Source organism: Agaribacter flavus, assembly GCF_042646125.1.
GTDB lineage: Bacteria > Pseudomonadota > Gammaproteobacteria > Enterobacterales > Alteromonadaceae > Glaciecola > Glaciecola flavus.
The window spans coordinates 279,613-293,894 of record NZ_JBHRSW010000014.1 but is presented as its reverse complement, the minus strand read 5'-3'; the positions used below and the strand labels follow the sequence as shown (position 1 = coordinate 293,894).

11 protein-coding genes are annotated in these 14,282 nt (G+C 42.0%); 7 read left to right on the top strand and 4 right to left on the bottom strand.

All coding sequences use genetic code 11. The features are described 5' to 3' along the window. Nucleotides 1–260 precede the first annotated feature (260 nt). From dapA to purC, 3 genes are read left to right on the top strand one after another with little or no spacing between them, the layout of a single operon-like run. Complete coding sequence (gene dapA, locus ACFOHL_RS09105) at nucleotides 261–1,139, top strand: 4-hydroxy-tetrahydrodipicolinate synthase (RefSeq protein WP_376919908.1); 879 nt, start codon at nucleotides 261–263, stop codon at nucleotides 1,137–1,139. A 4-nt stretch (nucleotides 1,140–1,143) separates the two neighbouring features. Beyond that, nucleotides 1,144–2,244 (top strand): outer membrane protein assembly factor BamC, encoded by a 1,101-nt coding sequence (gene bamC, locus ACFOHL_RS09100; protein WP_376919907.1) that lies wholly within the window; start codon nucleotides 1,144–1,146, stop codon nucleotides 2,242–2,244. Between the two features lie 25 nt (nucleotides 2,245–2,269). Next, nucleotides 2,270–2,983: a phosphoribosylaminoimidazolesuccinocarboxamide synthase gene (gene purC, locus ACFOHL_RS09095; RefSeq protein ID WP_376919977.1), complete on the top strand. Its 714-nt coding sequence runs from the start codon at nucleotides 2,270–2,272 to the stop codon at nucleotides 2,981–2,983. 62 nt (nucleotides 2,984–3,045) lie between these two features. On the opposite strand, the gene yfaE is transcribed toward purC, so the two are convergent. The 4 genes from yfaE to ubiG all read right to left on the bottom strand — a co-directional run bounded on the left by yfaE (nucleotide 3,046) and on the right by ubiG (nucleotide 7,886). Next, entirely contained in the window at nucleotides 3,046–3,315 is a 270-nt protein-coding gene (yfaE, locus tag ACFOHL_RS09090; protein ID WP_376919906.1) for a class I ribonucleotide reductase maintenance protein YfaE, read from the bottom strand. 20 nt (nucleotides 3,316–3,335) lie between these two features. Then, a complete protein-coding gene (nrdB, locus tag ACFOHL_RS09085) occupies nucleotides 3,336–4,466 on the bottom strand; it encodes a class Ia ribonucleoside-diphosphate reductase subunit beta (protein ID WP_376919905.1) in 1,131 nt (376 codons plus the stop codon). Between the two features lie 21 nt (nucleotides 4,467–4,487). Beyond that, a complete protein-coding gene (gene nrdA / locus ACFOHL_RS09080; RefSeq protein WP_376919904.1) occupies nucleotides 4,488–6,809 on the bottom strand; it encodes a class 1a ribonucleoside-diphosphate reductase subunit alpha in 2,322 nt (773 codons plus the stop codon). Nucleotides 6,810–7,127: 318 nt separating this feature from the next. Further along, complete coding sequence (gene ubiG / locus ACFOHL_RS09075; RefSeq protein WP_376919903.1) at nucleotides 7,128–7,886, bottom strand: bifunctional 2-polyprenyl-6-hydroxyphenol methylase/3-demethylubiquinol 3-O-methyltransferase UbiG; 759 nt, start codon at nucleotides 7,884–7,886, stop codon at nucleotides 7,128–7,130. Between the two features lie 304 nt (nucleotides 7,887–8,190). Here ubiG and gyrA point away from each other — a divergent pair, with 304 nt between their 5' ends. The 4 genes from gyrA to cmk all read left to right on the top strand — a co-directional run bounded on the left by gyrA (nucleotide 8,191) and on the right by cmk (nucleotide 14,177). Beyond that, entirely contained in the window at nucleotides 8,191–10,821 is a 2,631-nt protein-coding gene (gyrA, locus tag ACFOHL_RS09070; RefSeq protein WP_376919902.1) for a DNA topoisomerase (ATP-hydrolyzing) subunit A, read from the top strand. A gap of 180 nt (nucleotides 10,822–11,001) precedes the next feature. After that, nucleotides 11,002–12,087, top strand: coding sequence for a 3-phosphoserine/phosphohydroxythreonine transaminase (gene serC / locus ACFOHL_RS09065; RefSeq protein WP_376919901.1), 1,086 nt, complete (start codon nucleotides 11,002–11,004; stop codon nucleotides 12,085–12,087). Continuing rightward, nucleotides 12,087–13,370: a 3-phosphoshikimate 1-carboxyvinyltransferase gene (gene aroA / locus ACFOHL_RS09060; RefSeq protein WP_376919900.1), complete on the top strand. Its 1,284-nt coding sequence runs from the start codon at nucleotides 12,087–12,089 to the stop codon at nucleotides 13,368–13,370. The genes serC and aroA overlap by 1 nt, the downstream gene beginning before the upstream one ends. 129 nt (nucleotides 13,371–13,499) lie before the next feature. Further along, the gene (cmk, locus tag ACFOHL_RS09055; RefSeq protein ID WP_376919899.1) at nucleotides 13,500–14,177 is read left to right on the top strand and encodes a (d)CMP kinase; all 678 of its coding nucleotides are present in this window, start codon (nucleotides 13,500–13,502) and stop codon (nucleotides 14,175–14,177) included. Nucleotides 14,178–14,282: the final 105 nt, after the last annotated feature.

The following is a 14,282-nucleotide window of genomic DNA, read 5'->3' as shown; positions in this document are numbered from 1 at the left end:
TTGTTTAAAAGGTTAACAGACCCTAATAACTCTAATATTTAGACCAACACATCACTGATACAATGGGTATGGAATAAGTGCATAACAAGATCAATTTTCATCGCCTGTTTTCAAGCCCGAACAAAACTTGCACAATAGAATCAATAATTGTCGAAATAGCCATTAGATATTTCAATATGTTATCGCCAATATTGCGTGTTTGCGCTTGTTTTTGTGGATTGACATCACTACTATTGCCTCTTGAATTTTTGGGGGCTTGAATGTTTAAAGGAAGTTATGTCGCGTTAGTTACGCCGATGTTATCAGATGGCAGTGTAGACTACCCTAGTTTACAAAACTTGGTAGAAATGCACATTGAGAAGGGGACTCACGGCATCGTTGCAGTGGGTACGACCGGAGAATCGGCTACGTTGCCAACGCCTGAACACATCGAAGTGGTAAAACGTATAGTTGACTACGCCTCTGGCGCTATTCCCATTATTGCTGGCAATGGGGCAAACTCTACCGAAGAAGCGATCATTTTATCCGAAGGGACTAAAGACTTGGGCATTGCAGGCTTTTTGAGTGTTGTGCCATATTATAACAAACCCCAACCCAGAGGCATTGTTGCGCATTTCAACGCTATTGCTAGTGCGACTGACTTGCCTGTTTTGTTATACAACGTGCCGTCTAGAACAGTGACCGATATGGGGACGGCAACCGTTGCTGAGATAGCCAAACATCCAAATGTTGTTGGTCTCAAAGACGCAACCGGCGATATGTCTCGCCTTAAAGAGGCACGTGAGATATTGGATAAAGACTTCCTGATTTTGAGTGGTGATGACTCAACAGGTTGCGAATTTATGTGCCTAGGTGGAGATGGCGTTATTTCTGTGACGGCAAACATTGTACCTGATAAAATGGCGAAAATGTGTGAGGCCGCCCTGTCGGGGGACTATACAAGTGCACGTAAAATTGACGCGCCCCTGCAAGATTTACATGAGCAATTGTTCATTGAATCTAATCCGGTCATCCCTAAATGGGCCTTATACAAAATGGGACTTCTCAATAGCCCTGAACTCAGATTACCGATGGTTACACCTGAACTAAACAGTCAGAAAGTAATCCAAGAACGGTTGATTGAATTAAAATTAGTGTGAAAAGATGAAGACAATAAATCTCCTTGCTGTTTTAGTCGGAAGCCTCTGTATTGGTGCTTGCAGTAATATAGATGAACGGACAACCGCGTCGGGTAGTGTAGACTATTTAGAGCACAAAACAGTGCCACCTCTCAAGGTTCCTGCAGATTTAACTGCACCTCCCACAAACAATCGTTATGCTATTCCTAGTCTTGGTTCAAATGACGCCCCGCAATTAGTCGGAAAGGCTTTGTCTGTTGCGTCGCCAAGATTGGTGATTCCTTTAGTCAGTGGCTCACATGTTGAAGAAGGTTCAAAACAAGCAAAAGTGCTTTTTGATCAAATCAATGACAATGAACCACTAGAAAAAACGATTTGGGATACAGTACTTGCATATCTCGAGCTAAATAACATTGGTGTCGATTCGTTTGATAAAGAAAATAATGAGTTGATCACAGATTGGGTGATTGATAGGCAAGAAGTCGACAATGGTTGGCTGGACTTTAGCAGCGATTATATTGAAAGAGCGCGCAAGTTTAAATTGAGTTTAGAGCTTGCACCTCATGGCCGCACAGCCGCATTGCACTCTTCAATGATAAAATACATCGACGAAAATCGCGAAGATTTGATCGATTCAATTAACCCTATCGCCAAGCGCACGGACGAAGTCAATTTTATTAACTATATTATTGCAGAGTACGACTTTGGTATTCGACTAGAGCGCAGTGAGCGCATTGCAAAAATTCGTGAAGGCTTTTCATCAGAAATGGGATTTAATCCCGATGGCGAGGCGGCGTTTTTGGTTGACGCTGAATATGCAGATGCTTGGCCTAGACTACAACTTGTATTACGCAAAATGGGATTTGATGTAGTTGATTTAGACCAGTCTTCGGGCTTGCTCTTTGTGAAATACAATGGCCCAGAAGAATCGTGGTTTTCTGGCTGGTTTAGCAAAGACGAGTTATCGCTTGATGAAGATGATTACCGATTGATTGTGCAAAAAGTGGGTGATAAGACAAGTATTACCTTTAAAGACATTGAAAACGAGGCCTTTACTGCTCAACAGGTAACGGAAATATTTCCTACCTTTTCAGAATACATGGCTGCTAACGATTTAGATATTTAACTGGAGTTACTCACTGATGCAAGACGTGCAAAAAGGTGAAGAGTTATATCGTGGAAAAGCGAAAACGGTTTTTCATACAAGCGACGAAAACAAGCTGATACTTGAATTTAGAAATGATACCTCCGCATTTGACGGGGAAAAAATAGAGCAGCTTGCGCGGAAAGGTGAAGTGAATAACAAATTCAATCACTACATTATGCAACATTTAGAAGCAGCTGGAGTAAAAACACAAGTCGAAGCCTTATTATCTGATAACGAAAGTTTGGTAAAAAAGCTAGACATGATACCGGTTGAATGTGTTGTGAGAAACTACGCAGCAGGGTCTTTATGCAGAAGGTTGGGTGTTGAAGAAGGCACAGAGCTGAAGCCCCAAACCTTTGAGCTTTTTCTAAAAAATGATGCCTTGCACGACCCTATGGTTAACGAAACACACGCAATTGCATTTGGCTGGGCTTCGCAAGATCAACTAGAACAAATGAAAGCCTTAACATTTAAGGTAAATGATATTCTTGTACCCTTGTTTAAACAGGGCGGAATGCTACTGGTTGACTTTAAATTGGAGTTTGGCTTAGATACAAATGGCAATATCGTATTAGGAGATGAGTTTACGCCTGATGGTTGCCGTTTGTGGGATGCAGAAACAAAGAAAAAACTAGACAAAGATCGCTTTCGCCAAGGCTTAGGGTTGGTCGTTGAGTCGTATATTGAGGTGGCAGAAAGAATAGGCTTATCACTATAAGCCTTTTGGCTAAAGTTGCTCTTTTTCAACGAATTTTCAATGAAAAAAACCGACGAGCAACTTTAATAGGTCTGCAGCTCAATATTACCTTTTGGAATACAGCAACACACTAATATTTCGTCATCATCAATAAAGGCAAGGGGATCTATCACATAGTCCACTTGCCCTTTAACAATTTTAGTCCTACAAGCGCCGCAAAAACCTTCTCTGCAATGATAGTGAACATCTATATTTTGCTTTTCCATAGCAATCAATAAGTTGTCTTCACCCTCAAAAATAAACTTTTTTTCCTTGTTTACACATACTTGAACGTGTTTATTGTCAACTATCATTGAGCGCTTATGTTTTTGTACTACAGCTCAAATTCTTCAAAGTCATCGGCGCCGACTTCGCTGTCTATTTGTCCAACCAGATAACTACTGATTTCTGTTTCTTGGGGCGCCACTTGAACATTGTCAGAAGAGAGGTAGTTATTCATCCAAGGTAAAGGGTTGCTGCTTGTTTTATAAGGTTGGCCTAAACCGATCGCTGCCATCCTTTGATTAGCAATGTACTCGACATATTGTGAGAGTATCTCTTCGTTTAAGCCTAGCATTGATCCATCTTTAAACAAATATGTGGCCCACTGCTTTTCTTGCTCGACTGCCAACATAAAAATGTCTTTGGCCTCTTGTTCAAGCTCTTCAGCAATCTCAGCCATTTCAGGATCGTCTTTGCCTTTCGCCCAAAGGTTTAAAATATGCTGAGTGGAAGTAAGGTGAATGTTTTCATCTCTTGCGATTAAACGAATGATTTTCGAATTGCCTTCCATGAGCTCTCGCTCAGCAAAAGCAAAGGTACAAGCAAAAGACACATAAAAACGAATAGCTTCGAGCGCATTTACTGAGTTCATACACAAATAAAGCTTTTTCTTAAGCTCTCGTATATTGACACAATATGTATGCCCATCAATTTCAAAAACACCTTCCCCTTTAGTCTGATAAAGCTGGGTGTAAAAAATCAAATCGTCATAATACTTTGAAATGTCACTGGCACGTTTTTTAATCTCACTGTTTACCACAATATCATCGAACACTTCACTTGGATCGGGAAACAAGTTTCTCAATATATGTGTGTATGACCGAGAGTGGATCGTCTCGAAAAACGACCAAGTTTCAACCCAAGTTTCTAATTCAGGCAGAGAAATAATGGGTAAGAAAGCAATATTAGGACTTCTGCCCTGTACTGAGTCTAAAAGTGTTTGATACTTTAAGTTTGAAGTAAATATGTGCTTTTCAGCGTCAGTAAGCTTTAAAAAGTCAACCCGATCCTTACTCACATCTACTTCTTCAGGACGCCAGAAAAACGATATCTGCTTCTCAATAAGCTTTTCAAAAATAGGGTGCCTTTGCTGGTCATATCTTGCAACATTAACCGGCTTACCAAAAAACATGGGTTCGCGCATAGTATCAACAGCTTGTTGATTAAAAGTGGTGTATTTCATAACTTTACCTCAACTGATAACTTAAATTTTGCACGCGCCGCCAGCGCAACCGTCATCTTCTTCTACAATTTCTACCTGAGCTTCAGGCTGTTTTATGGCTGCTGCCAGTTCGGCATCAGATTTGTCAGATGCGCCATCTCTAGTGTTGTGATAATACAGCGTTTTTACCCCTAATTTATATGTGGTAAGTAAGTCTTTTAGTAGCAATTTCATCGGCACTTTATTGCCTTCATACTTACTTGGATCGTAACTTGTGTTCGCAGATATTGTTTGATCAATAAACTTCTGCATGATCGCTACCAGCTGCAAATACCCATCGTTTGAAGGTATGTCCCATAAAAGTTCGTAATTGTCTTTTAGGCGCTGGTACTCCGGTACGACTTGTTTAAGCACACCATCTTTACTGGCTTTTATACTGATGTGACCTCGTGGTGGCTCAATGCCGTTTGTGGCATTGGAGATTTGTGAGGAAGTCTCTGAGGGCATAAGCGCAGAAAGCGTACTGTTCCGCAAGCCATGCTCCAGAATCTCTTTACGCAGACTCTCCCAGTCATAGTGAAGTGGCTCATCACATATCTTGTCGATGTCTTTTTTATAAGTATCAACAGGTAGCAAGCCCTTTGCGTAAGTCGTTTCGTTAAATTTAGGACAAGCCCCTTTCTCTTTTGCAAGCTTGTTAGAGGCTTTTAATAAATAGTATTGCATAGCCTCAAAGGTTCTATGGATAAGGCCATTTGCACTGTGATCAGAATATTTAACGCCATTTTTAGCCAAGTAATAGGCAAAGTTGATCACACCTATGCCGAGCGTTCTTCTGCCCATTGTCGCGGATAACGCGGCAGGTACAGGGTAATCTTGATAATCGAGCAAGCTGTCTAACGCGCGTACAGATAATTCGGCGAGTTCTTCAAATTCGTCTAAGCTCTCAATTTTACCAAGGTTGAAAGCAGAAAGGGTACATAGGGCTATTTCGCCTTCTGCATCATCAACATTTTTGAGTGGCTTAGTGGGTAAAGCAATTTCCAAACATAAATTACTTTGTCTAACGGGTGCAACGCTCGCGTCAAAAGGACTATGCGTATTGCAATGATCGACATTTTGTAGATAAATGCGCCCGGTACTAGCTCGTTCTTGCATAAACAAACTAAAGAGTTCTATGGCTTTTATGCGCTTCTTGCGAATACTGTCATCGTTCTCGTATTGCACGTATAGTTGTTCAAACTTGTCTTGGTCTTGGAAAAATGCATCGTACAAGCCAGGCGTATCTGAAGGACTAAATAAAGTGATGTAATCATCTTTAATCATACGCGTGTACATCAGCTTATTGCACTGTACGCCATAATCAAGATGCCTTACGCGGTTTTCCTCAACACCACGGTTATTTTTCAATACCAGTAAGTTTTCTACTTCTAAGTGCCAAATAGGGTAGAATAAGGTTGCGGCTCCACCTCTTACGCCGCCCTGAGAACAGCTCTTAACCGCAGTTTGGAAATATTTATAAAAAGGTATGCACCCAGTGTGAAAAGCTTCGCCACCTCGAATGGGACTACCTAATGCGCGTATTCTTCCTGCATTTATACCAATACCAGCGCGTTGGCTAACATATTTCACGATTGCACTGGCTGTGGCATTGATTGAATCTAAGCTGTCACCTGTTTCAATAAGTACACATGAACTAAACTGGCGAGTCGGTGTTCTCACTCCAGCCATGATAGGCGTAGGTAAGGACAGTTTAAAACTCGATGCCGCATCGTAAAAACGGCGAATATAATCCATACGAGTATCGCTGGGGTATTTTGCGAATAAGCAAGCGGCTACCAATATATACAAAAACTGCGCACTTTCGTAAATTTCACCTGTTACTCTGTTTTGAACTAAATACTTGCCTTCAAGTTGCTTGACTGCAGCATAGCTAAAGTTCATGTCGCGCTGATGGTCAAGAAAACTCTCCATTTCAGCAAACTCTTCAGCTGTATAGTCAGTCAACAAATGTTCATCGTATTTTTTCTTTTCGACAAGCGACTTTACATGGTCATATAAAGCGGGGGGTTCGAATTGTCCATATGCCTTTTTGCGCAAGTGAAAAATGGCTAATCGCGCAGCCATATACTGATAGTCAGGTGTATCAGTTGATATTAAATCAGCGGCTGACTTTATTAGTGTCTCGTGAATTTCTTCCGTTTTTATCCCGTTGTAAAATTGAATCTGAGCTTTGATTTCTACTTGAGATACTGAGACATTTTCGAGGCCAGTAGTGGCCCAGGTCACCACTTTATGAATTTTGTCGAGGTCGATGGCTTCTTGACTACCATCTCTTTTGGTAACTAAAAGATCGTTATTCATTATTTTTATGCTCTTATTGTGAGGCCTTTCGCAAGCAGCAAAGTGACTCAGCAACTGATTTGTTATTAATTTTTAAGCGCGACACAAAACGCAAAGTAAACTAGCTCTTGTACGTAAGTGTTGAAGTAGTATGACACAAGATAATGAGTCTTTATCCGCTTTGCAACCACTATATATAGTGGTTGAGCCTCTAATACTGTTATCGCAATTTTTTGTTAGTAGCAGCTAACCTTAAACGGATGAATTGAATTGTAATACAATTGTTGCAAGTTATTTTTACGTCTTCTATTAAATTATTTTTATTTTTTTCGTTTATTGCTAAGGGTTGTTTACTGCACAATTAAGCATTGGTTTTCTACACACAACAAAATAATTGACATCTACATTGTTATTAGACAGAAAATACTGCTGGGTGATCGGATTGAAATGCAAGCCTGTCATATCACTGACGACTAGGTTTGCGTTTTCGATCATGGAGACCAATTCGTTGGGCTTTATAAATTTTTTGTGATCATGTGTACCTTTGGGAACCATCCCAAAGAGGTACTCAGCAGCCGCGATAGCCAGTAGCCAAGACTTTGGATTTCTATTCAAGGTCGAAAATACTAAAAGTCCGCCAGGCTTTGCTAGTTTGGCAGCTGCATCTACTATAGAAGCGGGCGAAGGGACATGTTCCAGCATTTCTAAACAACAGACAACATCGAATTGCCCAGCATTGTTATCGGCATAATTTTCAGCTGTGCTCAGTGCGTATTCGACGTCAACACCAGATTCTAAACGATGCAGTCTAGCCACGTCTAATGATGCCTCTACCATGTCTATTCCTACTACTTTGGCACCTTTTTGCGCTAATGCTTCACTCAAAATCCCGCCTCCACAGCCAATATCGATAAGCGACTTTCCGAATAGCCCGTCGGCTTGTTCTTCGATAAAGTCAACGCGAAGTGGGTTGATATCGTGAAGTGATTTAAACTCTCCATTAGGATCCCACCATTGACTGGCAAGTTCCGCAAACTTCGACAGTTCTTCAGCATCTACATTTGCTTCAGATTGATTGAAATTTGACAAATCGTTCACTTTTTACTCCGCTTCAGGCATAGATTCAAGGCCTTGGTATTGTTGCACTTTTTGATCCTGAATACGAATAGCAGATGGAAAATTTACATTTTTTTGTAAGTTTTGTGTTACTATCCGTATGTTAAAAAAGGTGATAATAACAAAGTAACAACTTGACTGGACAAAGTAAGGCCTAAATATTGTTAAAGCCTACTGTGAGCTGATGCCGTAAAGTATCAAATCACGCAAAATGAAAGCCAAAACCAAGAAAGCTTTTGTGTCATATTTAAAAAGGTTGATTACATAAACAAGGACCATGCAGTTTATGACTGACAATGCCAAAGATATTTCCCCCATTAATATCGAAGAAGAGTTAAAAAACAGTTACCTAGATTATGCGATGAGCGTAATCGTAGGGCGTGCACTTCCCGATGTTAGAGATGGTCTAAAGCCTGTCCATCGCCGTGTTTTGTTTGCGATGAATGAGCTAAAAAACGATTTCAACAAACCCTACAAAAAGTCAGCGCGTGTCGTCGGTGACGTTATTGGTAAATACCACCCGCACGGTGATTCAGCCGTTTACGATACAATCGTTCGTATGGCTCAACCTTTTTCATTGCGCTACATGCTTGTGGATGGGCAGGGTAATTTCGGTTCAGTGGATGGCGACTCTGCTGCAGCAATGCGATACACAGAAGTTCGCATGGCAAAAGTTGCCCACGAATTATTAGCCGATTTGGACAAAGAAACCGTTGATTTTGTGCCCAACTACGATGGCACTGAGCATATTCCAGATGTGTTGCCAACAAAAGTGCCCAATTTACTGGTGAATGGTTCATCTGGTATTGCTGTGGGTATGGCTACAAACATCCCTCCGCATAACCTAAGCGAAGTAATCAACGGTTGTATAGCCTTAATTGAAAACCCAGATATTAGTTTTGAAGAACTTATTGAGCATATCCCCGGACCAGATTTCCCTACTGCGGCGATTATCAGTGGAAGACAGGGTATTATCAATGCTTATAAAACGGGTCGAGGAAAGATTTATCTGCGTGCAAAAGCAGAAATTGAGCAAGAGGAAAATGGCAAAGAAACCATCATTGTTCATGAAATTCCTTATCAGGTAAACAAAGCAAGACTGATTGAGAAAATTGCCGAACTAGTCAAAGAAAAAAGAGTAGAAGGCGTAGCTGCATTGCGTGATGAGTCCGATAAAGACGGTATGCGCATTGTCATTGAAGTCAAACGCAACGAGTCTGCAGAAGTCTTGCTTAACCACTTATATGCTAACACCCAATTACAAACTGTTTTTGGCATTAACATGGTGGCCTTAGACAAAAACCAGCCTAAAGTGTTTAACCTCAAAGAAGTGCTGGAGTCATTTGTTCTGCATAGGCGAGAAGTCGTTACGCGAAGAACCGTTTTCGAATTGCGCAAGGCTCGCGACAGAGCACATATACTTGAAGGCTTAGCAATCGCGTTGGTGAATATTGATCCCGTGATTGAGCTAATCAAAAAATCTCCGAGTCCATCAGAAGCGAAAAAAGCACTTGTCGCAACTGGCTGGGCACTAGGCGATGTGGCTGAAATGCTGGCTAGAGCCGGAAATGACGCAGCACGTCCAGATTGGTTAGCGCCAGAATATGGCATACGGGACGGTGAATATTATTTAACGGAAGAACAGGCGCAAGCAATACTTGATCTGCGCTTAAACAAGTTGACAGGGCTTGAACACGATAAGATTTTAGAAGAATACCGCAATCTAATTGAGTTAATTTTTGAACTATTAAAAATACTCGGCAGTTCCGAACGTCTAATGGAAGTGATTACTGAAGAGCTAGTCGCTGTGCGTGACGAATTTGGTGATGAAAGGCGCACAGAGATCACTGCCGCGTCACATGACATTGATATCGAAGACTTAATCGAACGAGAAGAAGTTGTCGTTACTTTGTCTCGTGAAGGCTATGTGAAATACCAGAAGTTATCGGATTACGAAGCTCAACGCAGAGGTGGTAAAGGTAAGTCTGCTACTAAGATGAAAGACGAAGACTTTATTGAGCGATTATTGGTTGCGAATACACATGATCACATTCTGTGTTTCTCTACGCGTGGTCGTTTGTATTGGTTAAAAGTGTATCAATTGCCTTTGGCGAGCAGGAATGCAAGGGGTCGCCCAATCGTCAATATTTTACCTCTAGAAGAGGGTGAACGTATAACTGCTATCTTACCTATTCAAGAATTTGAAGAAGGTAAATACGTGTTTATGGCAACTGCCCAAGGCACGGTGAAGAAAACTGAATTAACGCAATATTCGCGTCCCAGAGCCAATGGCATCATTGCCGTTAATTTAACCGAAGGCAATGAACTTATCGGCGTGTCATTAACTGACGGCGAGAGCGAAATTATGTTGTTCTCAGACGCAGGTAAAGTTGTTCGATTCTCGGAAGACCAAGTTCGTCCAATGGGCAGAACCGCGACCGGTGTAAGAGGCATTAAATTAGAAGACGGCGAGCGTGTTGTCTCGTTAATTGTACCAGAAGAAGATGGCGATATCCTGACTGCTACGGAAAACGGCTTTGGTAAACGCACACCTATTACTGAATATCCCGCCAAGAGTCGAGCAACGAAAGGCGTGGTTTCTATCAAAGTATCTGAGCGAAATGGACTGGTTGTGGGTGCCGTTCAAGTGACCGAGGCGAATGAGATTATGCTTATCTCGGATCAAGCAACTTTGGTTAGAACGAGAGTGGCTGAAGTCTCGATTGTGGGCAGAAATACCCAAGGTGTTAGACTGATCCGCACGGCCGAAAATGAGCATCTAGTCGGGATACAACGTATCGATGAAGTGGCTGGAGAAGATGATGCTGATGAAAGTGATACAGCAGTCGCTGATTCACTTGAAGTGAGTAGTGAAAACGACGAAAATACGGCGAAAAATGATAAAGACGAAGACTAATTTAATGGCTTTAGCCTAGCAAAGAGTTAGTCAAACACCTGTAGACAGAAACGTGTCTTATTTAACAACAGAAGCGGCCTTTAGGGGTCGCTTTTTGTATTCAAATAAGCGTAGACAATTCAGTATAATAAGATCCCTTTACATCAATTTTGTCGCGTAAAGGATAAGCTAGAGACAATTATGCAAGACATCTTTAATTTCAGTGCAGGGCCTGCAAAGCTGCCTCGCCAAGTGTTAGAAAAAGCACAAGCAGAACTACTCAATTGGAATGGCTTGGGCACATCAGTGATGGAAGTGAGTCATAGGGGTAAGCCGTTTATCGCTTGTGCAGAAAAAGCAGAAGCCGATTTACGTTCATTGATGCAGATACCTGAAAACTACAAAGTGTTGTTTTTACAAGGCGGAGGCCGAGGGCAATTTTTCTCTGTACCGATGAATTTGGCTGGACGCGGAAATTTAACTCAACACCTAGTCACAGGGCAATGGTCACAAATTGCGGTGGCAGAAGCTGAAAAATACATGTCCGTTGAAGTATTAGCAAAAACCAAAACCGTTGACGGATATTTATCCGTGCCCACTCAAGAAGAGTGGCAAATCAACCCCAAAGCAGCTTATTTTCATTACTGCACAAACGAGACTGTGGATGGGATAGAGATAGACTGGATCCCAGAAGGCGGTGATGTACCGGTAGTAGCCGATATGTCTTCTAACATTTTGAGCAAGCAGCTTGATGTATCAAAGTTCGGGATAATTTACGCTGGTGCACAAAAGAATATTGGCCCCTCAGGCTTAACGCTTGTGATCGTGCGCGAGGATCTTCTAGCGTACGCTCGCAAAGATACGCCAGCCATTTTCAATTATCAGCAACAAGTCAATAACGACAGCATGTACAATACACCTCCAACCTTTAGCTGGTATCTAGCTGGCTTGGTGTTTGAATGGTTGCTTGAACAAGGTGGTGTCGCCGCTATCGAAAAAATCAATAAGGAAAAAGCACGTCTACTATACAGTGCGATTGATAACTCAGACTTTTATCGCAATCAAGTGGCAATCGATAATCGTTCAAAAATGAACGTCACGTTTCATTTGGCGAATAGCCATTTAGATAGTTTGTTTTTAGAACAATCCTTTGCGCAAGGTTTACATGCATTAAAAGGGCATCGCTTTGTGGGTGGAATGCGTGCAAGTATATATAATGCAATGCCCTTGGAGGGAGTAAAAGCCTTAGTAGACTTCATGCAAGAATTTGAGAGAGTAAACGGATAATGGAACAGTTAGTATTATCACCCATCAAAAAAGTAAATGGAGAAATTAGATTACCTGGCTCAAAAAGCCTAAGCAATCGTGCGCTCTTGCTCGCAGCCTTATCTAGCGGCACCACTCGCTTGGTTAACTTACTAGACAGTGACGATATTCGGCATATGTTGACTGCTTTGCAGAAACTCGGCGTGGTTTACATGCTGAGTGATGATAAAACGGAATGCACGGTTACCGGCATTGGAGGAAAATTTGTCTCCAGCGAAACCCTAGAGTTGTATTTAGGTAATGCGGGTACCGCCATGCGACCTCTGTGTGCGGCTCTTGCATTCAGTGATGTTGACGTTACCTTAACGGGCGAGCCTAGAATGGAAGAACGTCCAATTGGTGATTTGGCTGATGAGCTGATTGCAGCAGGCGCAAATATTCGTTATTTAAAAAATGCAGGCTACCCTCCACTTCAAATACAAAAAGCCAATATTAACACACATCATTTTAGTATTGATGGCAGTGTTTCTAGCCAGTTTTTAACGGCACTATTAATGGCTGCTCCATTATTAAAGCAAGCCGTGCAGATCGATATCAAAGGTACCTTAGTTTCTAAACCCTATATCGATATCACTTTAGATAGTATGGCAAAGTTTGGTGTTGAAGTAATTAATGATAGTTACGCATCTTTTGTCATTCCAGCTGGACAAGCATACAAGGCACCCGAAACCTTTATGGTGGAAGGCGATGCTTCCTCGGCATCTTATTTCTTGGCAGCGGCGGCCATTAAAGGTGGAACGGTTAAGGTAACAGGTGTTGGTCGTGAATCTATTCAAGGCGACAAACATTTTGCAGATGTGCTCGAAAAAATGGGGGCAACCGTGACATGGGATGATCACGCCATTTCAGTAAGTGCAGGGCAACTGCAAGGGATAGATATGGACATGAATCACATTCCCGATGCTGCTATGACCATAGCCACTGCCGCCCTATTTGCAAAAGGGGATACCTGCTTACGCAACATATACAACTGGCGAGTAAAAGAAACTGACCGCTTAGCCGCGATGGCCACTGAGTTAAGAAAAGTGGGCGCCACAGTAGAGGAAGGTGAAGATTACATTCGTATCACACCGCCTATAGAAATCAAGCACGCCGCGATTGACACCTATAATGATCATCGTATGGCAATGTGTTTTTCTTTGGTGGCACTCGATAACAATTGTGGCGTAACGATTAACGATCCCGCCTGTACAGCTAAAACATTCCCAGACTATTTTTCTGTCTTTGCCTCGATCTGTGATTGAGGCCATACATGAAAGTTTTGTGAAAGTAGAGTGCTTTACAAGCAAATTCACACTTTCATCATTGCGCAGATTATTTTGCCCAGTATAATTGCGCGCAATTTTTGTTGGGCGATGTAGAAGAAGATTTATATGGATAATGTGCCTATTATTACCGTAGATGGCCCGAGTGGCGCAGGGAAGGGAACCCTAAGTGCGAGTCTAGCACGTACATACGGTTGGCATTTTCTCGACAGCGGTGCGATTTATCGTGTACTTGCTGTAGCTGCGCTGCATCATGGTATTGAATTGAGTGATCAAGCTGGTTTGTCGCCCTTAGCGTCTGGTTTAGATGTGACCTTTCAATCAGATGCCGAAAAAATACGCATTGTGCTTGAAGGCGAAGATGTGACAGATGATATTCGCAACGAAGTCGTCGGCAATGCTGCCTCCAAAGTCGCTGCTATTCCGCTGGTAAGAGAAGCTTTACTCCGTCGCCAAAGGAGTTTTGCTGAAAGCCCAGGCTTAGTGGCAGACGGTCGAGATATGGGAACGGTCGTCTTCCCCAACGCCATGGCAAAAATATACTTGACTGCAAGTCCTGAATCACGTGCAGAACGACGTTACAAAGAGTTGAAAGCGAAGGGGCATGATGTTAAAATCTCGCGCCTTTTGGAAGATATAAAGGTTCGGGATGCAAGAGACGCAGGCAGAGTGACCGCGCCATTGCGCCCCGCCGAAGACGCATATGAACTTGATTCGACAGGTTTAAGTATTGCTCAAGTTTTTGAAAAAGCTAAAGAATTTATTGATAACAAATTATTTAGTTAGCGCCTTAAAACATAACTGATTAGTACAGGAAGATACTGATTTTATTCACAACCCCGTCACTTAGGATTGAGTGCGCGGACTTACTTTTATGAAATTTAATTAAAT

Excerpts from the sequence above, each read along its gene's own strand:
- nrdB (WP_376919905.1), bottom strand. The coding sequence starts at position 4,466 with ATGAAATACACCACTTTTAATCAACAAGCTGTTGATACTATGCGCGAA.
- aroA (WP_376919900.1), top strand. The coding sequence starts at position 12,087 with ATGGAACAGTTAGTATTATCACCCATCAAAAAAGTAAATGGAGAAATT.
- yfaE (WP_376919906.1), bottom strand. The coding sequence starts at position 3,315 with ATGATAGTTGACAATAAACACGTTCAAGTATGTGTAAACAAGGAAAAA.
- serC (WP_376919901.1), top strand. The coding sequence starts at position 11,002 with ATGCAAGACATCTTTAATTTCAGTGCAGGGCCTGCAAAGCTGCCTCGC.
- cmk (WP_376919899.1), top strand. The coding sequence starts at position 13,500 with ATGGATAATGTGCCTATTATTACCGTAGATGGCCCGAGTGGCGCAGGG.
- bamC (WP_376919907.1), top strand. The coding sequence starts at position 1,144 with ATGAAGACAATAAATCTCCTTGCTGTTTTAGTCGGAAGCCTCTGTATT.
- gyrA (WP_376919902.1), top strand. The coding sequence starts at position 8,191 with ATGACTGACAATGCCAAAGATATTTCCCCCATTAATATCGAAGAAGAG.
- nrdA (WP_376919904.1), bottom strand. The coding sequence starts at position 6,809 with ATGAATAACGATCTTTTAGTTACCAAAAGAGATGGTAGTCAAGAAGCC.
- dapA (WP_376919908.1), top strand. The coding sequence starts at position 261 with ATGTTTAAAGGAAGTTATGTCGCGTTAGTTACGCCGATGTTATCAGAT.